The sequence below is a fragment of the Pleionea sp. WD8-19 genome (assembly GCF_055326765.1).
Genome location: NZ_JBUZOU010000003.1, coordinates 20,531 through 40,974 on the forward strand (window position 1 = coordinate 20,531; position 20,444 = coordinate 40,974).

24 protein-coding genes are annotated in these 20,444 nt (G+C 45.1%); 21 read left to right on the forward strand and 3 right to left on the reverse strand.

The features are described from left to right. From ACTUJY_RS04335 to ACTUJY_RS04360, 6 genes are all read left to right on the forward strand, one after another. Complete coding sequence (locus ACTUJY_RS04335; protein ID WP_463614833.1) at window positions 1-693, forward strand: MotA/TolQ/ExbB proton channel family protein; 693 nt, start codon at window positions 1-3, stop codon at window positions 691-693. A 7-nt stretch (window positions 694-700) separates the two neighbouring features. Continuing rightward, window positions 701-1,204, forward strand: coding sequence for an ExbD/TolR family protein (locus ACTUJY_RS04340; RefSeq protein WP_463614834.1), 504 nt, complete (start codon window positions 701-703; stop codon window positions 1,202-1,204). Then, complete coding sequence (locus ACTUJY_RS04345; protein ID WP_463614835.1) at window positions 1,188-1,802, forward strand: ExbD/TolR family protein; 615 nt, start codon at window positions 1,188-1,190, stop codon at window positions 1,800-1,802. The genes ACTUJY_RS04340 and ACTUJY_RS04345 overlap by 17 nt, the downstream gene beginning before the upstream one ends. 1 nt (window position 1,803) lies before the next feature. Continuing rightward, the gene (locus tag ACTUJY_RS04350) at window positions 1,804-2,769 is read left to right on the forward strand and encodes an AgmX/PglI C-terminal domain-containing protein (RefSeq protein WP_463614836.1); all 966 of its coding nucleotides are present in this window, start codon (window positions 1,804-1,806) and stop codon (window positions 2,767-2,769) included. Window positions 2,770-3,193: 424 nt separating this feature from the next. Next, window positions 3,194-8,227, forward strand: a complete 5,034-nt coding sequence (locus ACTUJY_RS04355; protein ID WP_463614837.1) for a PKD domain-containing protein — start codon at window positions 3,194-3,196, stop codon at window positions 8,225-8,227. A 150-nt stretch (window positions 8,228-8,377) separates the two neighbouring features. Then, complete coding sequence (locus ACTUJY_RS04360; protein WP_463614838.1) at window positions 8,378-8,794, forward strand: DUF6491 family protein; 417 nt, start codon at window positions 8,378-8,380, stop codon at window positions 8,792-8,794. Window positions 8,795-8,922: 128 nt separating this feature from the next. Here ACTUJY_RS04360 and trhO read toward each other — a convergent pair whose 3' ends face one another. The 3 genes from trhO to fusA form a co-directional block, all read right to left on the reverse strand. After that, window positions 8,923-9,915 carry an oxygen-dependent tRNA uridine(34) hydroxylase TrhO gene (gene trhO, locus ACTUJY_RS04365; protein WP_463614839.1) on the reverse strand — a complete coding sequence of 331 codons (993 nt, stop codon included), beginning with the start codon at window positions 9,913-9,915 and terminating at the stop codon, window positions 8,923-8,925. 130 nt (window positions 9,916-10,045) lie between these two features. Beyond that, window positions 10,046-10,984, reverse strand: coding sequence for an AEC family transporter (locus tag ACTUJY_RS04370; protein ID WP_463614840.1), 939 nt, complete (start codon window positions 10,982-10,984; stop codon window positions 10,046-10,048). Between the two features lie 93 nt (window positions 10,985-11,077). Then, window positions 11,078-13,162 carry an elongation factor G gene (gene fusA / locus ACTUJY_RS04375; protein ID WP_463614841.1) on the reverse strand — a complete coding sequence of 695 codons (2,085 nt, stop codon included), beginning with the start codon at window positions 13,160-13,162 and terminating at the stop codon, window positions 11,078-11,080. Window positions 13,163-13,715: 553 nt separating this feature from the next. On the opposite strand from fusA, the gene rpsJ reads away from it, so the two are divergent. The 15 genes from rpsJ to rpsN all read left to right on the forward strand — a co-directional run bounded on the left by rpsJ (window position 13,716) and on the right by rpsN (window position 20,434). After that, on the forward strand, window positions 13,716-14,027 hold the full coding sequence (gene rpsJ, locus ACTUJY_RS04380) for a 30S ribosomal protein S10 (RefSeq protein ID WP_144393999.1): 312 nt from the start codon (window positions 13,716-13,718) through the stop codon (window positions 14,025-14,027). Between the two features lie 90 nt (window positions 14,028-14,117). Beyond that, the gene (gene rplC / locus ACTUJY_RS04385) at window positions 14,118-14,753 is read left to right on the forward strand and encodes a 50S ribosomal protein L3 (protein WP_463614842.1); all 636 of its coding nucleotides are present in this window, start codon (window positions 14,118-14,120) and stop codon (window positions 14,751-14,753) included. Window positions 14,754-14,764: 11 nt separating this feature from the next. Continuing rightward, entirely contained in the window at window positions 14,765-15,382 is a 618-nt protein-coding gene (gene rplD / locus ACTUJY_RS04390) for a 50S ribosomal protein L4 (RefSeq protein WP_463614843.1), read from the forward strand. Further along, window positions 15,379-15,672, forward strand: coding sequence for a 50S ribosomal protein L23 (gene rplW, locus ACTUJY_RS04395; RefSeq protein WP_463614844.1), 294 nt, complete (start codon window positions 15,379-15,381; stop codon window positions 15,670-15,672). The genes rplD and rplW overlap by 4 nt, the downstream gene beginning before the upstream one ends. Before the next feature lie 18 nt (window positions 15,673-15,690). Beyond that, entirely contained in the window at window positions 15,691-16,518 is an 828-nt protein-coding gene (rplB, locus tag ACTUJY_RS04400) for a 50S ribosomal protein L2 (protein ID WP_463614845.1), read from the forward strand. A gap of 14 nt (window positions 16,519-16,532) precedes the next feature. Then, entirely contained in the window at window positions 16,533-16,808 is a 276-nt protein-coding gene (gene rpsS / locus ACTUJY_RS04405; RefSeq protein ID WP_463614846.1) for a 30S ribosomal protein S19, read from the forward strand. A gap of 13 nt (window positions 16,809-16,821) precedes the next feature. Next, on the forward strand, window positions 16,822-17,154 hold the full coding sequence (gene rplV / locus ACTUJY_RS04410) for a 50S ribosomal protein L22 (RefSeq protein WP_463614847.1): 333 nt from the start codon (window positions 16,822-16,824) through the stop codon (window positions 17,152-17,154). Window positions 17,155-17,164: 10 nt separating this feature from the next. Next, a complete protein-coding gene (gene rpsC, locus ACTUJY_RS04415) occupies window positions 17,165-17,866 on the forward strand; it encodes a 30S ribosomal protein S3 (RefSeq protein WP_463614848.1) in 702 nt (233 codons plus the stop codon). An 11-nt stretch (window positions 17,867-17,877) separates the two neighbouring features. Then, the gene (gene rplP / locus ACTUJY_RS04420; protein ID WP_309204310.1) at window positions 17,878-18,291 is read left to right on the forward strand and encodes a 50S ribosomal protein L16; all 414 of its coding nucleotides are present in this window, start codon (window positions 17,878-17,880) and stop codon (window positions 18,289-18,291) included. Beyond that, window positions 18,291-18,482: a 50S ribosomal protein L29 gene (gene rpmC / locus ACTUJY_RS04425; protein WP_463614849.1), complete on the forward strand. Its 192-nt coding sequence runs from the start codon at window positions 18,291-18,293 to the stop codon at window positions 18,480-18,482. Before rplP ends, rpmC begins: the two co-directional genes overlap by 1 nt. Then, window positions 18,482-18,742, forward strand: a complete 261-nt coding sequence (gene rpsQ / locus ACTUJY_RS04430) for a 30S ribosomal protein S17 (protein WP_463614850.1) — start codon at window positions 18,482-18,484, stop codon at window positions 18,740-18,742. Before rpmC ends, rpsQ begins: the two co-directional genes overlap by 1 nt. 112 nt (window positions 18,743-18,854) lie before the next feature. Beyond that, on the forward strand, window positions 18,855-19,223 hold the full coding sequence (gene rplN / locus ACTUJY_RS04435; RefSeq protein ID WP_463614851.1) for a 50S ribosomal protein L14: 369 nt from the start codon (window positions 18,855-18,857) through the stop codon (window positions 19,221-19,223). A 13-nt stretch (window positions 19,224-19,236) separates the two neighbouring features. Continuing rightward, window positions 19,237-19,557: a 50S ribosomal protein L24 gene (gene rplX, locus ACTUJY_RS04440; RefSeq protein ID WP_463614852.1), complete on the forward strand. Its 321-nt coding sequence runs from the start codon at window positions 19,237-19,239 to the stop codon at window positions 19,555-19,557. Between the two features lie 20 nt (window positions 19,558-19,577). After that, entirely contained in the window at window positions 19,578-20,117 is a 540-nt protein-coding gene (gene rplE, locus ACTUJY_RS04445; RefSeq protein ID WP_463614853.1) for a 50S ribosomal protein L5, read from the forward strand. A gap of 11 nt (window positions 20,118-20,128) precedes the next feature. Continuing rightward, entirely contained in the window at window positions 20,129-20,434 is a 306-nt protein-coding gene (gene rpsN, locus ACTUJY_RS04450; RefSeq protein ID WP_463614854.1) for a 30S ribosomal protein S14, read from the forward strand. Window positions 20,435-20,444 lie beyond the last annotated feature (10 nt).

Genomic DNA, 20,444 nt, shown 5'->3' on the forward strand with positions numbered 1-20,444 from the left:
ATGTCAGATATCTACAGTACTATTGTAAAGTTTTTTCAAGAAGGCGGGATGTTTATCTATCCTATTTCGATAGTCTTGGTGCTCGGCTTTGTCATAGCGCTAGAACGCTGGTTGTTTTTATCACGCGAAAAAGTGAGAAATATAAAAGCGTTTGAGAGCTTTTTACCCTTACTTCGCACTACCGATTTGGAAAAAATGCAGCTCTACACCAGAGAGTGCACCGCTCCAGTTACACGTGTGATTGGCTGTGGCTTAGATATGATGAAAGTTACGAAACACCGTTCTGATATCGAACACTCCATGAACGAAGGTATGCTTGAAGCTATGCCTCGTTTTGAAACGCGAACGGGTTATTTATCGGTATTGGCTAATATTGCTACTCTTTTAGGACTTCTCGGAACCATCGTTGGTTTGATTGGTGCATTTACCGCTGTCGCGAGTGCCGATCCGGCAGAAAAGTCTTCGTTGTTATCTGCGTCTATTTCGGTTGCCATGAACACCACTGCGTTTGGACTCATTGTTGCGATCCCATTGTTGGCGTTCCATGCGTTACTGCAAAATAAAACCGCTGCGATCGTGAGCAGCATAGAAATGGCGGCGGTGAAATTTTTAAACATTATGACGTATAACCGCGCCATTTATGCGGGAGCGCCTGTCGCTGAAACTGCGGTAGCTGAAAACGCAAAAGGCTAATTAAATTATGGCTTTAAAATTCAAAAAATCGGAACAAGAAGACGCGGAACTCGATGTCACATCTTTTATGAATCTGATGATCGTTCTGGTTCCGGTAATGCTGTTAAGTTTGACGTTTACGCAAATAACGGTACATGAAATAAAGCTACCAAATTTGAATCAAAGCGCAACCAGTGCCAATGAGTCTCCTTCGCAATTGGAAGTTTTGTTAACCGACAAAAGCATTAAGGTCTTTTATCCGGGAAATGTGATGATTCAGGATATTCCGAATAAAGTTTCGGATGAAGGTGAGCAATACGATTTTGCTACCCTGTCATTGGTGTTGCAGCAAGTGAAGCAACAATTGAATGAGAAACGCGATGTTCTGATTTTATCGGAACCTGGCGTCGACTATCAGACACTGGTATCTACTATGGATGCAGTCAAGTCTTATAAAACCGTACTGACTGCTAGCTTAGTAGAGGTCGAATTGTTTCCGGAGATTTCTCTGGCCGATGCGAGCATTAAATAATATGGTCAGTTCAAGTATTAGTTCTTCACAACTCGATTTTAATGCGGTTAAAAAGCCAAAGTTTAGTACTAAATTAAACTTGGTCGCTTTGATGGACATTTTTACCATTTTGGTGTTTTTTCTATTGATTAACGCGGGTGATAGCGATCGTTTAGAAAACGCTAAATTCATTAAATTACCCGATTCCAGCGCCAGCGCCGCTCCTCATGTGGAAGCCGTGATAATGATCGCTGAAGATGGCCTTTGGTTAAATGATGAAAAAGTTGTTGAGCAAGAAACCGTATTAAAAGGTGAAGGCGACTTTTTAACAGAGCTTGCACAAGCACTGCAAAGCTATACCGAACGTAAAGGTGAGTTGTCTCCTTATGAAAAAGAAAATGGGCTTGCGGTGACGATTATGGGTGATAAGTCTGTTTCGTTCAGTTTACTAAAAAGTGTAATGACAACGTGCAGTGAAAACGATTTTCGCGATATTTCATTGGCGGTTAATCGAGTTGCCAGTCAATCGTTTTTGATGGCTTCCATGAGCAGTGATGCGCCTTCAATGGAAGACAATAACGTGACTTCGACATCTGCAAGTGGAAATTCGGGGGATTGAAATGACTGCAATTACATTACAACCCTTAGCGTTGGATCTCGCATTACCCTGGCGGCCATTAAAAGAGCAGGAAGAAACGTTTAAAAAGTGGTGTAAAATTGCCACCGCCGTGTTGTTACTGCTGTTTTTAGTCGTTCCTTGGTTACCTGTTTTTGAGTCAGAAATAAAGCCTCGTGAGAAGGAACTGGTTAAAACCAAAGTGATATTAAAGAAAAAGGTTTTTGCAGAACCAGAAGTTGTTCAACCAAAACTTAAACCTCGTCCAAAGCCCAAGCCCGCAAAAGTTAAACCCAAGGTCGAAAAAAACAAACCGAAAAAGGGCAACAATCAACAACAAGCGGCTAAGCGCGAACCGGTCGACACCAAAGCAGCGTTACAAAAGTCTCAAGGCTTAGCGCAGGTAACCAGTGAATTAAATGCTTTGAGAGGAGCGCTCGATGTTGCCGGCATGAAGAAAAAACAAATCACGACCAAAAGCGCTGGTATGGTTGCAACCGTGGACCATAAAGTGCTGGGGGAAAACAAAGCGGCTCGGCGAAGTATTGGGATTAGTGTTCAGGATAATATGATGAAGGGAGAGATAACTCAGCTCTCTTCACACTCGACGACCCAGGTGGATAGTGTTGTTAGCGAAGGCGTCAGTAATGGCAGTAATGCATTTCACAGTTATCAGAGTGGGCAACGAGATATGGAAAGTATTCGCAGAATATTCGAAGAGAAAAAAGGAGCAATTTACGCGCTGTATAATCGTGCGTTGTCACAATATCCAGAATTAAATGGAAAGTTTGTATTTCGTTTAATTATTCAGCCAGATGGAAACATTACGGATTTAAAACTTGTTAATAGCGAACTTTCATTACATGAGTTGGAGCAAAATATTTTAAATCGCATTAGCCAAATTAATTTTGGTTCTGCAGATGTTTCTGCAACTGAAGTTGAGTATAAGTTTGTCTTTATACCCAGCTAGATTTTGGTAACACATGGATGTGAGTGAAATGACATTACTGATTAAAATTTGTCATTGAGAGCCGATTATTCTTGCCGATGATAGGCTCTTTTTTCTAGCCTTATTTTGTATTTAATGGTGCGGTATTTTGCTCGAAAATTGTTCGTATGATTACGAATATATAATAGGCAATGGAAGCCTACGTTTTTAAATGTTACGGAAAGAGCACGATTAAAATAGCTTGTCCTGAGCTAAACAATTGTCGCTTTTTTGCAACACTTGTATAACTCGAAATTGTTAAAATAATCGCTTTAAAAAGTCAAAGCAAACTCAGCCTTAGCTCTTGACGAGATTTTATTCGATATGTGAATTTCTTCCATATTTTCCAGATGTAAAAGTGGCAAACTACAAGTCCGAAGAAGAACGAAAAATCGGGGTAAATCTTATGTCTTCTTTAATTAAATGTACAAACCGTTGGTATTTAATTGCTGCTGCTTTTTTAATCTTGTCTGCTTGTAAAAGTGAGTCAGAAGAGGAGCGCACCAATGAACTGGAGTTTAAACAATCCATTCCATTTGCTTACGTGCAACGAAATATATCGTCGCAAGCGGATGCGTACCAGCGTCAATTCGAACAATCGTTGTTGAGCTCAGAACAATCGCCACTCGATTTGCACTCACCTTATGCCTATTTTCCTGGTGCTCAATTGCATGTACGCTCAGGGTTGGAAGTTGATGCGATCGACCAGGAAGTATTGTCAGATTATTTTGGTTTTACTGCTTACGACGTTAAAGACTTAAATGTATCTCCCGATGGAAAAACGTTAATCTTCGCAGCTCGTGGTCCCGAAACTCACGCCGTACACTCGACTTGGAGCATTTACCTTTATTCTTTTGAAAATAATACGGTTCGTCGAGTGATTGCTGACGACGCCATCGCCAATGCCGGTCACGATACAAACCCAAGTTTTACTTTCGATGGTCAAATTGTCTTCTCTTCCGATCGTGATGCAGGTGACCCTGATAATCCTCGAGAAAATATTGAATTGGTGGGTGAGCTTTGTGAACAAGTTGACCCCGTAGAAAATCCATCGTTGCTTCACCGCATGTCACTCGATGGTCGCAATATCGTTCAATTGACCTACGGGCGTACAAATCACGATTTAAATACAACGCTGTTACAAGATGGACGCATTGCTTTTGTTCGATGGCAGCGCAGTGTACAACCTGCAGAACAGTGCACCGCAGAGAGTTACGCCGATGAACGTTCACCGGTTGCTGCTGGATTAACTTTGCCGGAACTCTGGTCGCAAGATAAACAATGCCGTTACGCTAAATTAACCGAGCAAGGACCCGTTTTTGTCACACATCACTATCAATTGTTGACCATTAATGCAAACAGTAGGGCAATGCAACAATTGTATAAAACCTCAACTTTGGATGCTTCAGAAGCTGCATTTTTAGCGCTCGAGCACATTATTCAAGGAGAAAACGGAAACCTTTTGACGCTTGCAAAACACCAATACAATTCCGTATTAGGCGGTGCTCTTCTTGAGTTTCAGCCTATACATGGCGATAAAAATAACACTGTGTTTGGCGAATTTTCACCACGCTCGTTAACATCAATGGAAGTCGATTTTTATCCGGGTCAGTACTCGACAACCGGTTGGTACAGTTCTTTTGGACCTTACCGTGATGGCTCCAACCGACTTTTAGTCAGTTGGTCGCAATGTTCCATTCTCGAACAAGGTGTTAATCGCTTCTGCCAAGGAACGGATACATCCGGCGTGCTCGATGTGCGTTATGGGATCTGGTCTTACAACCCTGCTGACGATAGCCGGTTACCGGTAGTGCGCGCTCGTAACGGGGTTGTCTTCAGTGAACTGGCACTTGGTCAATCGCAACGCAATGCGACGATGTCGTTAGCTGCGTTTGAGCCTGACTTCGTTGACAATGAAGACGCAACGCGAATTGTGTGTGAGTTTCCAAACAATCCACCGGTTGCCAATGCCGGTACGGATCAGTCTGGTCTTGTTGGAGAGTTGTTCAAACTGAATGGTTCTGACAGCTACGATCCCGATGGTGATCGTTTAAGCTACGATTGGGTTATCACTGCACAACCCGAAAACAGTCAGTCGGTTTTAATTAATGCAAACAGTGTGGCGCCGGAACTTCAAGCCGATGTTGCTGGACAGTATCGGATTCAATTAATGGTCAACGATGGTAGAGATGGCAGTGCTACCGACAGTATGACTATTACCGCTGTCGTAGACAATTACGCTCCGATAGCGCATGCCGGTAACGACCAGTCGGTCAATCTCGGCGCTCGAGTTCAGCTTGATGGTAGTGGCAGTACCGATGCCGACGGTGATCCTTTGAGTTATCGATGGATGGTTTTGAGTGCACCCGAAGGTAGTAACGCAACATTGAATAACGCGAACAGTGTTAACCCAGACTTTACTCCGGATCGAGTTGGAAGCTACCGGTTGCAGCTGATTGTGAATGATGGCTCTATCGATAGCGCTCCAGATACGGTCAATGTGAGCGTCGATACACCTCCAAATAATGCTCCGGTTGCCAATGCGGGTAATGATCAATCCGGTGAGCTTGGGCAAAGTTTCACTCTCGATGGTTCTGGCAGTAGCGATGTGGATGGGGATGCTTTAACTTATCGTTGGAGTATTCAGTCGAAACCCTCGAGCAGCAGTACTTCACTTTACAGTAGCAACAGTGTGAACCCACAACTGACACCGGACGTAGAAGGCAATTATGTGATCCAATTGATTGTGAACGACGGTCAGTTGGACAGTGGCATTGATACCGTTACGATTTCTGTCGTAAAAAATAACCAGCCGCCTATCGCTGATGCTGGTGCCGATCAGCAGGGGTTAACCGGGCAAAACTTTATTTTAAATGGCTCGGCCAGTCATGACCCAGACGGTGACCGTTTAACTTACCAATGGACGTTAATCAGCCAACCCGAAGGCAGCTCTGCGAATTTGGTGAATGCGACCAGCGTCAATGCATCGCTCACAGCGGATCGAGAAGGTAGCTATACCTTGGAACTTGTCGTACGAGACGCGGAGTTCAGCAGCCGTCCCGACTCTGCGGTCATTACTGTTGAGCGCTCCAACCAACGGCCGATCGCAGATGCCGGGAGCAACCAAACCAGTGAAGTGGATGTTGCAATTGAGTTGGATGGTTCGCGAAGTTCCGACCCTGACGGTGATCCTCTCAGCTACAGTTGGATTTTGACTAGCGTGCCAGACGGTAGTGCTGCTGTTTTAATGAATTCGGATCGTGTTAATCCTGGTTTAACTCCCGATGTTCAAGGCCAGTATGTTGCGCAGTTGGTCGTAAACGACGGCCGTGAAGACAGTGATCCAGACAGTGTTTCTATTGAGGTCACTGCCGCCAATGAGCCGCCAGTAGCTCATGCTGGAGCTGATCAGACAGTCACTCTAGATAGTTTGGTGTCTTTGGATGGTTCGGCTAGCTTTGATCCTGAAGGGGCTGCTCTTACTTTCGAGTGGATTCTGATCAGTCAACCCGATGGTAGCAATGTAGAGCTTGCCAACGCCGACGGTGCAAACCCAACCTTTACTGCCTCTGCGGTTGGACAATATGTCATACAGTTGGTGGTTAATGATGGGCAAAAAGACAGTCAATCGGATACGGTTACGATTACTTCTGAGAGTCAAAATAGTGCGCCTGTTGCCAATGCTGGTAATGATCAACCGTTCCATCCGAATACGGAAATCCAGCTCGATGGTTCGGGCAGCTACGACATTGATGGCGATCGTTTGACTTATCGTTGGTCGGTTGTTGCACCAGCGGATTCTTCCAATATTTCGATTTCTGACTCAACATCCGTTTCACCCAGAGTCAACATCGGTGATCAACGAACCTATCAGTTGCAACTGGTGGTCAATGATGGCCAGGTCGACAGTGCTCCGGATGTGATTGCATTGACACCACAAAATACTCGGCCGGTAGCCAATGCTGGAATGGATCAAACGGCATATGAAGGGGAAACTTTAACGCTCGACGGTTCTGCGAGTAGTGATATGGATGGTGATCCACTTAGTTACGAGTGGCAAATTATCAGTCAACCCGATGGTGGACAAAGTACCTTGTCGGATACTTCTTCTGTAAAACCGACCATTACGTTGAGCTTGCCCGGTACTTATCAAGTAGAACTGCGAGTGCATGATGGCTTTATTTGGAGTGAGCCTGATACTGTGGTTTTGACGATCGAAGACAATGTCGCTCCTGTCGCTAAAGCAGGTCCCGATCAAAGTGCCTATGTGGGTTCTCAGGCAACGTTAGATGGTTCTGCAAGCTATGATCCCGATGGTGACGCTATCAGTTATCGTTGGAGTATCGTCACCAAGCCAGAGTCCAGCCAAGCGACTTTGTCGGATCCTGCTTCCGTGGGTCCGCAACTGGATATCGATCGTTCGGGTGATTACGTGTTCCAGTTAATCGTAAATGATGGACGAGTCGACAGTGCCCCCGATACGGTCATGATATCGACCCAAAACTTGCGCCCAGTGGCTGAAGCAGGTGTTTCGCGCACTGTGAATGTCGATGATTTGGTTCAGTTGGACGGTAGTGGCAGCTACGACCCTGAGGGAGAGGCGATCAGCTATCGTTGGAGTGTTTCAAGTCATCCGGAAGGTGGCGCGCCGAACCTGATGAATGCACAAAGCGTTAACCCTGAGTTTACACCGACTAAAGCTGGGACTTATGTGCTGCAGTTGATGGTGAATGATGGCACGCTCGACAGTTTGCCAGACACCGTTACTATTGAAGCCGAGGATGTTCCTCCGGTGTGTGAGCTGGACAGCAATACTCAGCGTGTGATTCCAGTTACGATCCGCGATTTTACGCCAGAACATCCAGATTTTGAATATCGAATTGGAGAAGATTATGGCATCGTTGGAGAAGATTTAAACTGGGAAGGTAAACCGGGATATTTACACGGTGACGAAGGTACGCTAACGACACACAGTGCTTTCTGGTTCTACAAGTGGTATCACGATGTCGATGGTATAAACATCAATATCAGTAAAACTCTGGTGATGACCCGCGAACCAGACTCTACCATCTGGGAATACAGCAACAGCAGCTTCTTCCCGATTGATGGTGAAGGGTTTGGTAATTCCGGATTGACAACGCCAGATCATAACTATCACTTTACGCTAGAAACGCATTTGGAATTCGACTATCAAGGCGGTGAAGTCTTTACCTTCCGCGGTGATGATGATCTCTGGTTGTTTATCAATGGAAAACTAGCGATTGATATTGGTGGTGTGCATTCTGCAATTGAAAAGTCGATCGATCTGGATGAAATGGCAGATTACTTGGGTATTACGCCGGGTAACCGATACAGCTTTGATCTTTTCTTTGCTGAACGACACACGACGCAATCCAACTTTATGTTCCAAACGAACCTACAACTGGAGTGCGTTGAATAAGAGCTTGGTTGCTGCTTCTTAATAGCCATTCCAAACGGCACAGGTGTGAAGCGACCTGTGCCGTTAACGATTAAAAATGAGATTGCCTTTTGTCAACCAATTGGATAGGTTCTTCGTTAAGGATTAATGAGACTTTAAGAGGAGAAAAATATGAAAATCGTTTGGCCTATTATTGCGTTATTCTGTTTGTCGAGCTGTGCTTCGACGGGGAAGCAAGTTGTTAAAAAAGAAAGCGTCTACCAGAGTTATGTCAGCTCACAACAGTTGGAGTCGATAGCAAAGATAAACGCATTTCGATTTTATGGTTGGAATGCGCTCGATAGGGAGCATCTGATTATTTCAACGAGTTTTAGTAAACCTTATTTGATTACCCTAAAAAGCCCATGTTACGGCCTCGATTTTTCTCATTCGATTGTCGTGAATAACAAAGGTTCATCGTTGAGCGCCAAGTTTGACTCGATAACCGTTCCTAAATCGAACGAAATGAAGTGCCTTATTAAAAGCATTCATAAATTGACACGGGAACAGAAAGATCAGCTTGTGAAGTTAGAAAAAGCAGCGGGTTGAGTTGATTTTTTCGCTGAGTTTTAGTTTAATGCAAAAGAACTCCATTGTATGATTGTGGAGTTCTTTTAGCTAGAAGCCCTATCAAAACTCTACTTTTGATAGGGCTTTTCATTTTATTATTTGAATATTCAAACTGTCGTTTTTAGCGTAGAAATCTTTTTGCGTTTTTTCTTTTGTTTTTGCGCTAGCATCGTAGCGGCTTCGTTTCCTAAATGGGCTTCACCACGCTGTTTTGCCAGTTGAATCTGCTTTTCTCGCTGTGCATAACGCTCTTTTTGCTCAGGTGTTGTTTTGTCATAACAATGTGGACAACTGACGCCCTGAACAAAACGATCGCTTTGTTTATCCTTTTCGGTAATGGGTAATCGGCAGGCATTGCATTGATCATAACCGCCTCGTTCCAAGTCATGATTTACCGTCACCCGATCGTCAAACACAAAACATTCGCCTTGCCACATGCTTTGTTCTTTGGGGACTTCTTCCAAGTATTTTAAAATGCCACCTTTCAGGTGATAAACCTCTTCGAACCCTTGTTCCTTTAAGTAAGCTGTTGATTTTTCACAACGAATGCCTCCGGTACAGAACATGGCGACTTTTTTATGCTTGTTTGGGTTGAGGTGATCTTTAACGTATTGAGGAAACTCACGGAACGTTTCTGTGTGTGGGTTGATCGCGTTTTGAAAGGTGCCTACTTCCACTTCGTAGTCGTTACGCGTATCCACCAGAATGACTTCTGGATCACTGATCAACGCATTCCAGTCTTTCGGTTCGATATAGGTTCCGACTACTTTGTTCGGATCGATGTCTTCCACGCCCATGGTAACTATTTCTTTTTTCAGTTTTACCTTAGTGCGTTTAAAAGGTGAAATGTCGGTATAGGATTCTTTGAACTCGATAGGATTTAAGTTTTCTTGGCTATTTAGCCAGGCCAATAGAGTGTCGATCGACTGTCTTGAGCCGGCAACGGTGCCATTAATGCCTTCGTGTGCTAAAAGCAAAGTGCCAACGATTTTGTTGTCGGTCATTACTTTTAACAGTGGTTGACGTAGGGATTCGAATTGGTCGAGCTTTACAAATTTATAAAGGGCGCAGACGACATACTGCGGGTTGTCGTAAGTCATATTTTCTCCTGCTAGCCGAAACGTAAATTCGGTGCTTGGGGTTCATCGTATTTTGAAATCAGCGAAAGCTGAAAGGCCGCCATTATAATTGATTAATTTATCATCGCAAGTTGATTGGTTATCGACACACCTAAACCAGCTTTAGCCAAAATAACCAAAAAGGAATGGTGAAAATGGAAAGGAGTGTGGAGATCAATACCATAGAGGCCAGATAAGGGGAAGACTCTGGATCTTGAGATGCAAACATAAACACATTGATCCCCACTGGTGAAGCGGACAGGGTCACTGCAATGGTAGTGAGTAAGGTAGGTAATTCGAACAGGTGCACGCAACACAACCAAATGAAAGCGGGCAGTATTAACAATTTCAGTGCTGCAACTATTCCCGTAAGTAAGTGATTACCCTCTACACGATACTGACCTAATGTAGCGCCCAGAACAATTAAGGCGCAAGGTAGGGCGGCCAATTTTAAATAGCTCAGTGGTGTCAGAACGATTTCGGGAAGCTCGAAATGTAACCAACGAAGTACTAGACCGCTGAGTAAACTGAGCACTATGGGACTGCGTGTGCTAATCCAAACACTGGCTGCAATCGAGCGATACCAGCTTCCTGCTTTTTCCTGGGTAATATTGGCGGTTAAGGTTGTGAGCGTAAACAATAGTAGGCTGTGAAAGGCGATGATAAAAAATGCGGGTAACAGGATTATTTCACCAATTAGAGCCAGCAACACTGGAACGCCAATCAAAACATTATTGGAAAATGTAGCCGCCAGACAGAGTAATTCGGTTTTCGGAAAAGTTTTCTTAAATCCAAGATGGAACAACAGAAAAGCCAAACCAAACAGAAGCACAACCGGCCCATAAAAGGCGAGTAATAAATCAACCGATAAGCCGGTATTACTTTCACTTTGGTAAATACTTAAAAATAGCAAAGCGGGAATAAATACAATAAAGGTTAGCTTGGAAAGCCCATTAAATTGCTCTCGAGTCAGAAACTCAATTCGTCCCAGGGCAAAACCTAGGGCAATCATAATGAGTAATGGAAGTATGGCCGAGACAATGGTTGTCATAAGTCCAACTTAGCACTTATCCGAAATAAAAAATAACCCCGAAAGGTTTTCACCAATCGGGGTTATTAACTACGAGCATTTAAAGCGGAGAAATTATTTCTTCTCTTTACGCTCTTTTGCTTCGGCGATCACTTGTTCAGCAACGTTTGCTGGACAAGGCGCGTAGTGCGAGAACTCCATAGAGAACTGACCACGACCAGAAGTCATGGTACGCAGATGACCGATGTAGCCGAACATTTCAGACAGAGGTACGTCGCCTTTAATACGTACGCCAGTCGGACCGGCTTCTTGGCCTCCGATCATACCGCGACGACGGTTCAAGTCACCAATAACATCACCTACGTGATCTTCTGGAGTGAACACATCCACTTTCATGATAGGCTCTAGCAACTGAGGACCTGCTTTCGGAATGGATTGACGGAAAGCGCCCTTAGCGGCGATTTCGAAAGCTATCGCTGAAGAGTCAACCGCGTGGTAAGAACCGTCGAACAGGTTTACTTTTACGTCAAGCACCGGGTACCCAGCCAATACACCTTCAGCCATCATACCTTTAAAGCCTTTTTCGATTGCAGGCCAGAACTCTTTCGGTACGTTACCGCCAACAACGGTTGACTCAAAGGTAAAGCCACTGTTCGGTTCACCTGGCTCGATAATGTAATCAATTTTACCGAACTGACCTGAACCACCAGACTGCTTCTTGTGGGTATAACTGTCTTCCACTCGTTGAGTGATGGTTTCGCGGTAAGCTACTTGAGGTTTACCGACATCCAATTCAACACCATGAGTACGCTTCAGGATATCCACTTTGATATCCAAGTGCAGTTCACCCATACCTTTCAGGATGGTTTCGCCAGAGTCTTGATCAGTTTCAACCTGGAACGAAGGATCTTCAGCAACCATTTTTGATAGTGCAACACCCAACTTTTCAGATGCGCCTTTGTCTTTTGGAGCAACCGCGATAGAGATAACGGGATCTGGAAAGACCATAGGTTCCAAAGTGCAAGGGTGATTAACGTCACAGAGCGTATGTCCGGTTTGAACATTTTTCATACCGATGACTGCAAGAATGTCTCCGGCTTGAGCGCTGTCGAGTTCAGTACGTTCGTTGGCGTGCATTTCAACCATACGGCCGATACGCTCCGTTTTACCGGTGAAAGAGTTCAGAACCGTCATACCCTTAGTCATTTTACCGGAGTAAATACGAATAAAGGTTAAGGCACCAAAACGGTCGTCCATAATTTTGAACGCAAGCGCTCGTAAAGGCTCATCAATATCAACTTTTGCAAATTCGCCCGTTTCATTACCTTCTTCATCAGTCAAAGGTTGTGGATCAACTTCGGTAGGCGATGGCAGGTAGTCAACAACAGCATCAAGAACCAACTGTACACCTTTGTTCTTGAAGGCAGAGCCACAGAACGTAGGGAAGAACGCTAGGTCACGAGTGCCTTTACGAATACAACGCTTGATGTCTTCAATAGAAGGTTCTTCACCTTCTAGGTATTTTTCCATCAAATCGTCGTCTTGTTCGACTGCCGTTTCGATTAATTTTTCGCGATATTCTGCCGCTTTCTCTTTTAAGTCTTCAGGAATATCAACGACTTCGTAATTTTCAGGCAATCCAGAGTCGTCCCATACGTAAGCCTTTTGACTTAGCACATCGACAACGCCTTTAAAATCGTCTTCGATACCAATAGGTAAAGTCATAACTAAAGGATTCGCGCCTAATACGTCTTCTACTTGTTTAACAACGCGGTAGAAGTCGGCACCCATGCGGTCGAGTTTGTTAACAAAGATAATTCGCGCAACTTCTGAATCATTCGCGTAGCGCCAGTTGGTTTCGGATTGAGGCTCAACACCGCCGGAACCACAGAAAACACCCACACCACCATCAAGAACTTTAAGCGAACGGTAAACTTCAACGGTGAAGTCAACGTGTCCGGGGGTGTCGATGATGTTTAAACGGTGATCCTTCCAGAAACAAGTGGTAGCGGCTGATTGGATAGTAATTCCACGCTCTGCTTCCTGCTCCATAAAGTCGGTGGTTGATTCACCGTCATGGACTTCACCTGTTTTATGGATCTTTCCGGTCAGTTTCAAAATACGCTCAGTAGTGGTGGTTTTACCCGCGTCCACGTGAGCGAAAATGCCTATATTTCTGTATTTAGATAAATCAGCCATTGTTCTACTCTTAACGTTAAAAATAAACTTGTTTTCGGGGTGCTTTTCGCGAAAGGCGCGCATTATACACTAGTTAATTCATAACAGTTATAGCTTATTGAATAAAATTCACGCAAAGCCGAAAAATTTATGCGTGTTTTTCTGCTATCCTCTTATAGCCTTCATTAGGAGAGTTAAAAATGCCGCATTGAGAAAGCTGAATGCTTAAGGTATTCAGTAGTTTAGAAGGCTTTTAATGACATTTGTCGATGGTAGCAAAGTACTATAAATGGATTTCTTGAAAAATATTCGGTAGCCAGTGTTGCTTAGCAAATGAACTTTCCCTATAATGGCGCGCCCTCCTGATAGGGATATGGATAAACATCGATGACCGCACCTTATTTCAATAAGGGCTAACTGCTTTAATCGGTGAGCAGACACAAACGAGAGGTCTGCCAAAGGACAATCGAACCTAATATGGGGTTCGAACTGGTAAGACTGCCGTTTCCCAATAGCACGTTATGGGAGGGCGGTTTTTGACATTTTTAAATTGACTAACTGGAGTGTCTTTGCGATGGCAAAGCAGCGTATTCGAATTCGACTAAAAGCTTTCGACCACAAGTTGATTGACCAGTCTACTGCAGAAATCGTGAACACTGCGAAACGTACTGGTGCTCAGGTATGTGGACCTATTCCATTACCTACTCGAAAAGAGCGTTATACCGTACTGATTTCTCCTCACGTGAACAAAGATGCGCGTGACCAGTACGAAATTCGTACTCACAAACGTTTGGTAGACATTGTTGAACCAACTGATAAAACTGTTGACGCGTTAATGAAGCTGGATCTGGCTGCTGGCGTTGACGTTCAAATCAGCTTGTCATAATCGAAAGCCGGGTATAACTGAAAAGTTGTAACTGATAAGAATCTTGACTAGAGATGCTTGCATTTTCAGCATCATTTAGAGGGCCGTAACATGACAATCGGAATCGTAGGCCGCAAATGCGGTATGACCCGAGTATTTACAGAGGCTGGAGAGTCCATCCCTGTAACGGTGATTGAAGTAGAAGCCAATCGCATCACTCAGGTTAAAACACAAGAGACTGACGGCTACAGTGCTGTTCAGGTGACTACGGGTAGTAAAAAAGCTTCTCGTGTAAATAAAGCTGCCGCTGGCCACTTCAAAAAGGCCGGTGTTGAAGCAGGTCGCGGATTATGGGAATTTCGTGTGGACACTACCGATGGCCTTGAGCTGGGCGGAGAAATTAAAGTTGATATCTTCGAAGCGGGTCAAAAAGTAGATGTTACCGGAACTTCAAAAGGTAAAGGTTTCGCCGGTACCATCAAACGCTGGAACTTCCGTGGCCAAGACGCGACGCACGGTAACTCGATTTCTCACCGTGTACCAGGATCCATTGGTCAAAACCAAACACCTGGTCGCGTATTCAAAGGCAAGAAAATGTCCGGTCACATGGGTGCTGAGCAAGTGACTACTCAAACGCTTGAAGTAGTTCGTGTTGACGCCGATCGCAACATTATTTTAATCAAAGGTGCCGTACCTGGTGCCACTGGCGGTGACGTAATTGTTCGTCCTGCAGTTAAGGTAGGCTAAGGGGAAGACGAATGGAAATTAATTTATCTGTTCCCGGTAATAACGCTAGTGGAGCTCTGCAAGTTTCCGAATCCGCGTTTGGCCGCGAGTTCAATGAGTCTTTGGTTCATCAAGTAGTTGTTGCTTATATGGCAGCGGCTCGTTCTGGAACCCGTGCTCAAAAAACGCGTAGCGAAGTCAGCGGTGGTGGTAAAAAACCTTGGCGTCAAAAAGGTACAGGCCGCGCACGTGCCGGTACCATTCGTAGTCCAATCTGGCGTAGCGGTGGTGTTACATTCGCTGCTAAACCACAGGACTACACGCAAAAAGTAAATAAGAAAATGTATCGCGGTGCGATGCAGGCCATCCTTTCTGAACTGGTTCGTCAAGAGCGTCTGATTGTGGTGGAAGACTTTGCGGTTTCTGCGCCAAAAACCAAAGAATTGGTTGGTAAGTTAAAAGAGTTCGGTCTGAAAGACGTTTTAATCGTAACTGATAACGTTGAAGAGAATTTATACCTGGCTTCGCGCAACTTGCACAAAGTTGAAGTGCGCGACCCTCAAGGTGTTGATCCCGTCAGCCTGATCGCTTTTGATAAGGTGTTAATGACTGTTGCGGCAGTTAAGAAATTCGAGGAGATGCTGGGATGAACCAAGAACGTTTAGCAAAAGTGCTTTTGGCACCTCACATTTCTGAAAAAGCGACTATCAATGCAGAAAACGGTCAGTTCGTTTTCAAAGTTGCGAAAGACGCGAACAAGCTGGAAATTAAAAAAGCGGTTGAAGCCATGTTTGAAGTAGAGGTGGAGTCCGTACGTACCCTGAACGTGAATGGTAAAACCAAGCGCGTAGGTGCAATGACCGGCCGTCGTAAAAATTGGAAAAAAGCCTACGTGTCTCTGAAAGAAGGTCAGGACATCGACTTTGTAGGCGCCGAATAAGCGAAGAGGTGAATTAAGATGGCTATTGTTAAAGCTAAACCAACTTCTGCAGGGCGTCGCTTTGTCGTTAAAGTGGTCAACCCTGACTTGCACAAAGGCAAGCCACATGCAGCTCTGTTGGACAAAAAGAGCAAGAAAGGTGGCCGTAACAATAACGGTCGCATAACGGTACGTCACATTGGTGGCGGGCATCGCCAACATTATCGTATCGTTGACTTCAAACGTAATAAAGACGGTATTCCAGGCACAGTTGAGCGTCTGGAATACGATCCAAATCGCAGTGCTAACATCGCTCTGGTTCTGTACGCAGACGGCGAGCGTCGTTACATCATTGCGCCTAAAGGCCTGCAAGCCGGTGATGCGATCCTTTCAGGAGACCACGCTGCAATTAAAGCAGGTAACACTTTGCCAATGCGCAACATTCCGGTAGGTACTACGGTTCATTGTGTTGAAATGAAGCCTGGTAAAGGGGCTCAAATCGCACGTTCTGCTGGTACTTACGCGCAAATCGTTGCTCGCGACGGTGGTTATGTCACTTTGCGCTTACGCTCTGGCGAAATGCGTAAGGTTCTGGCTGATTGTCGTGCGACCATTGGTGAAGTTGGTAACGCCGAACATATGCTGCGCTCACTGGGTAAAGCCGGTGCATCGCGTTGGCGTGGAGTTCGTCCTACTGTTCGAGGCGTTGCTATGAACCCAGTCGACCATCCACACGGTGGTGGTGAGGGACGTACCTCAGGTGGCCGTCATCCTGTAACTCCATGGGGTGTACCAACTAAGGGCAAGAAGACTCGTAGTAACAAACGTACCGACAAACTGATTGTGCGTCGTCGTAACAAGAAATAACAGAGGGTAGAACTGTGCCACGTTCATTAAAGAAAGGCCCATTTATCGACCTTCACTTGATGAAGAAAGTCGAAACGGCCCTTGAAACGAATAGCAAGAAGCCGATTAAAACCTGGTCACGCCGTTCCATGGTCTCACCTGAGATGGTTGGCCTGACTATTGCGGTTCATAACGGTAAGCAACACGTGCCTGTTTTCGTAACGGAAGACATGGTAGGTCACAAGTTGGGTGAGTTTGCACCGACTCGTACTTACAAAGGCCACGTTGCTGACAAGAAATCCAAGCGATAAGGCGGAGGACAACATGGAAACTCAAGCAGTTTTAAGACATGCACGCATCTCCGCGCAAAAAGCCCGTTTGGTAGCCGATCAAATTCGCGGTCTGCCGGTTGAGCGAGCTTTACAGCTTTTACAATTCAGTCCCAAAAAAGCCGCTGGCTTAATGAAAAAAGTGTTGGAGTCTGCCATTGCAAACGCCGAACACAATGATGGTGCTGATATCGATGAGTTGAAAGTTTCAACTGTTTTCGTAGACGAAGGCCCAACATTGAAGCGCATTAAACCGCGTGCCAAGGGTAGAGCTGATCGCATCTTCAAGCGTTCGTGCCACATCACCGTTAAAGTCGCGGAAAAGTAGGAGATAGGTAATGGGTCAGAAAGTACATCCAACCGGTATCCGTTTAGGGATTGTCAAGCAGCACAATGCCACCTGGTATGCTGAGCGTGGAGATTATGCCGACAACCTGGAAAGCGACATCGCGATCCGTAAATGGTTGCATAAAGAGCTGGCTTCAGCCTCTGTTTCTCGTATCGAAATTGAGCGTCCGGCCAAAGCATTGAGAATCACCATTCATACGGCGCGTCCTGGTATCGTGATCGGTAAGAAAGGTGAAGACATCGAAAAGTTGCGTAAAGCGCTTTCTAATAAGACAGGTCTTCCTACTCAAGTTAATATTGAGCAAGTACGAAAGCCTGAGCTGGACGGCCAATTAGTTGCCGACAGTGTTGCACAGCAATTAGAGCGTCGCGTCATGTTTCGTCGTGCTATGAAACGAGCGGTACAAAATGCTATGCGATTAGGAGCTGGTGGTATCAAAATCCAGGTTTCTGGACGTTTAGGCGGTGCAGAGATTGCTCGAGCCGAGTGGTACCGTGAAGGTCGTGTACCTTTGCACACTCTACGAGCCAATATCGATTACGCAACGTCAGAAGCACACACCACTTACGGTGTAATTGGTGTGAAAGTGTGGATCTTCAAGGGTGAAGTTTTAGGTGGTGAAGAGCAACAGCAAACCGAAGCTGAAGCGCCAGCACCTAAAAAGAAAGGCACCCGAGCTAAGAAGAAGTAGGGGTACCGACCATGTTATTACCAAAAAGAACGAAGTTCCGTAAGGTACAGAAAGGTCGTAACCGCGGTGTTGCGATCGCTGGTGGTAAAGTTAGTTTCGGCGAGTTTGGCTTAAAAGCTACCACTCGTGGACGACTGACTTCACGCCAAATCGAGGCCGCACGTCGTGCTATGACACGTCATATGAAACGTGCTGGTAAAGTTTATATACGGGTATTCCCAGACAAGCCAATTACTCAAAAACCTCTTGAAGTACGTATGGGTAAAGGTAAGGGTAGTGTGGAATACTGGGTAGCCCAGATCCAACCCGGTCGTGTGTTATACGAAGTTGAAGGGGTACCAGAGGCGCTGGCTCGAGAAGCATTCCAATTAGCGGCTGCTAAGTTGCCAGTTAGAACCACCTTTGTAACTCGGACGGTAATGTAATGAAAGCAAGTGATTTACGTGAAAAAAGCGTTGATGAGCTGAATGCAGAGCTGATCGAGCTTAGCAAAGAGCAGTTTAATCTGCGTATGCAGCATGCAACTGGCCAGTTGAATCAAACGCATCAACTGAAACAGGTGCGCCGCAATATCGCGCGCGTGAAAACTGTACTTAACCAGAAGGCAGATTCGTAATGAGCGAGCAAGCAACTGTAAAGCGCACACTGCTGGGTAAAGTAGTGAGCGACAAGATGGATAAAACCATCACCGTGCTAATCGAACGCCAAGTAAAGCATCCTTTGTATGGAAAATTTATCAAGCGCTCGACCAAAGTACATGCTCATGATGAGAACAACGAGTGCCGTATGGGCGACGTGGTCAGAGTGGTAGAGAGCCGCCCTCTGTCAAAGTCAAAAACCTGGCAGCTTGTTGAGATTGTCGAAAAAGCAAACTAATTAGATGAGTCACAGTGAAACACTGTGACTTGCCAATGATTTTAATGTATACTCCCGCGTCCTTTTTGCCGGACTATCGGCTATGAATGCGGGTTGAATGCGGAGATAACCGATGATCCAGATGCAATCGATGCTTGATGTCGCCGATAACAGCGGTGCTCGTCGAGTAATGTGTATAAAGGTCTTGGGAGGATCGCACCGACGTTACGCCAATATAGGTGACGTAATTAAGGTGAGTGTCAAAGAAGCGATTCCACGCGGAAAAGTTAAGAAAGGTGATGTTTTGAACGCGGTTGTCGTTCGTACCCGTAAGGGTGTTCGCCGTCCTGACGGATCCATTATTCGCTTTGATGGCAACGCAGCGGTTCTTCTGAACAATAACTTGCAGCCGATTGGTACGCGTATCTTTGGACCTGTAACCCGTGAATTACGTGGTGACAAGTTCATGAAAATCGTATCACTGGCTCCTGAAGTGTTATAAGGAGACTTAAGGCATGCGTAAGATCAAAAGCGGCGATGAAGTCATAGTAATCGCAGGCAAAAGCAAAGGTCAGCGTGGCAAGATCACTAAAGTTTTAGTTGAACACGATAAAGTTATCGTTGAAGGCGCAAACATAGTGAAAAAGCACCAGCGCGCTAATCCGCAAGCTGGTATTGAGGGTGGCATCATTGAAAAAGAAGCACCACTTGATGTTTCTAATGTAGCAATTTTCAATCCGGCAACTGGTAAAGCTGACCGTGTTGGTATCAAGACACTGGATGATGGGAAAAAAGTACGTATTTTCAAGTCTTCTGGTGAGCAGATTGATATTTAATCTAACTTGGTGAATTAAAGATGGCGAAACTGCACGACTTATACAAAGACAATGTAGTCAAGCAACTTCAAGAGAAGTTTGGCTACAAATCTGTCATGCAAGTCCCACGCATTACAAAGATCACATTGAACATGGGTCTGGGTGAAGCGGTAGGCGACAAGAAAGTTATCGAACATGCAATGAACGATATGACCGCAATCTCAGGCCAAAAGCCGGTAGTAACCCGAGCTCGAAAGTCTGTCGCTGGTTTTAAAATCCGTGAAGGATATCCCATTGGATGTAAGGTAACATTGCGTGGCGAAAAAATGTGGGAATTCTTCGAGCGATTGATTTCTATTGCTATTCCTCGTATCCGTGACTTTCGTGGCTTAAACCCTAAGTCATTTGACGGACGTGGTAATTACTCTCTAGGGATTAAAGAGCAAATCGTATTCCCAGAAATCGACTACGATAAAGTCGATAAGGTGCGTGGTCTGGATATTACTATCACAACCACTGCGGATTCTAACGAAGAAGCTCGAGCGTTGTTAGACGCCTTTAACTTCCCCCTCAAGAGTTAAGGAACGAGGTTATGGCTAAAGTATCAATGATAGAGCGTGAAAAAAAACGCGCTCGTACTGTCGCGAAATACGCAAAAAAACGCGCAGAATTGAAAGCGATTATCCTGGATCCCAATGCGAGTGACGATGACAAATGGGAAGCGCAACTGAAATTGCAAAAGTTGCCACGTAATGCAAGTCCTGTTCGTCAACATAATCGTTGCCGAGTCACGGGTCGTCCTCATGGCTACTTACGCAAATTCGGCCTTTGCCGAAATAAATTGCGTGAGCATGCGATGAAGGGAGACGTTCCTGGCTTGGTTAAAGCTAGCTGGTAAGATTTGGGAG

Coding starts and splice junctions, on each gene's coding strand:
- ACTUJY_RS04335 (WP_463614833.1), top strand. CDS start 1: ATGTCAGATATCTACAGTACTATTGTAAAGTTTTTTCAAGAAGGCGGG.
- ACTUJY_RS04340 (WP_463614834.1), top strand. CDS start 701: ATGGCTTTAAAATTCAAAAAATCGGAACAAGAAGACGCGGAACTCGAT.
- ACTUJY_RS04345 (WP_463614835.1), top strand. CDS start 1,188: ATGCGAGCATTAAATAATATGGTCAGTTCAAGTATTAGTTCTTCACAA.
- ACTUJY_RS04350 (WP_463614836.1), top strand. CDS start 1,804: ATGACTGCAATTACATTACAACCCTTAGCGTTGGATCTCGCATTACCC.
- ACTUJY_RS04355 (WP_463614837.1), top strand. CDS start 3,194: ATGTCTTCTTTAATTAAATGTACAAACCGTTGGTATTTAATTGCTGCT.
- ACTUJY_RS04360 (WP_463614838.1), top strand. CDS start 8,378: ATGAAAATCGTTTGGCCTATTATTGCGTTATTCTGTTTGTCGAGCTGT.
- trhO (WP_463614839.1), bottom strand. CDS start 9,915: ATGACTTACGACAACCCGCAGTATGTCGTCTGCGCCCTTTATAAATTT.
- ACTUJY_RS04370 (WP_463614840.1), bottom strand. CDS start 10,984: ATGACAACCATTGTCTCGGCCATACTTCCATTACTCATTATGATTGCC.
- fusA (WP_463614841.1), bottom strand. CDS start 13,162: ATGGCTGATTTATCTAAATACAGAAATATAGGCATTTTCGCTCACGTG.
- rpsJ (WP_144393999.1), top strand. CDS start 13,716: ATGGCAAAGCAGCGTATTCGAATTCGACTAAAAGCTTTCGACCACAAG.
- rplC (WP_463614842.1), top strand. CDS start 14,118: ATGACAATCGGAATCGTAGGCCGCAAATGCGGTATGACCCGAGTATTT.
- rplD (WP_463614843.1), top strand. CDS start 14,765: ATGGAAATTAATTTATCTGTTCCCGGTAATAACGCTAGTGGAGCTCTG.
- rplW (WP_463614844.1), top strand. CDS start 15,379: ATGAACCAAGAACGTTTAGCAAAAGTGCTTTTGGCACCTCACATTTCT.
- rplB (WP_463614845.1), top strand. CDS start 15,691: ATGGCTATTGTTAAAGCTAAACCAACTTCTGCAGGGCGTCGCTTTGTC.
- rplV (WP_463614847.1), top strand. CDS start 16,822: ATGGAAACTCAAGCAGTTTTAAGACATGCACGCATCTCCGCGCAAAAA.
- rpsC (WP_463614848.1), top strand. CDS start 17,165: ATGGGTCAGAAAGTACATCCAACCGGTATCCGTTTAGGGATTGTCAAG.
- rplP (WP_309204310.1), top strand. CDS start 17,878: ATGTTATTACCAAAAAGAACGAAGTTCCGTAAGGTACAGAAAGGTCGT.
- rpmC (WP_463614849.1), top strand. CDS start 18,291: ATGAAAGCAAGTGATTTACGTGAAAAAAGCGTTGATGAGCTGAATGCA.
- rpsQ (WP_463614850.1), top strand. CDS start 18,482: ATGAGCGAGCAAGCAACTGTAAAGCGCACACTGCTGGGTAAAGTAGTG.
- rplN (WP_463614851.1), top strand. CDS start 18,855: ATGATCCAGATGCAATCGATGCTTGATGTCGCCGATAACAGCGGTGCT.
- rplX (WP_463614852.1), top strand. CDS start 19,237: ATGCGTAAGATCAAAAGCGGCGATGAAGTCATAGTAATCGCAGGCAAA.
- rplE (WP_463614853.1), top strand. CDS start 19,578: ATGGCGAAACTGCACGACTTATACAAAGACAATGTAGTCAAGCAACTT.
- rpsN (WP_463614854.1), top strand. CDS start 20,129: ATGGCTAAAGTATCAATGATAGAGCGTGAAAAAAAACGCGCTCGTACT.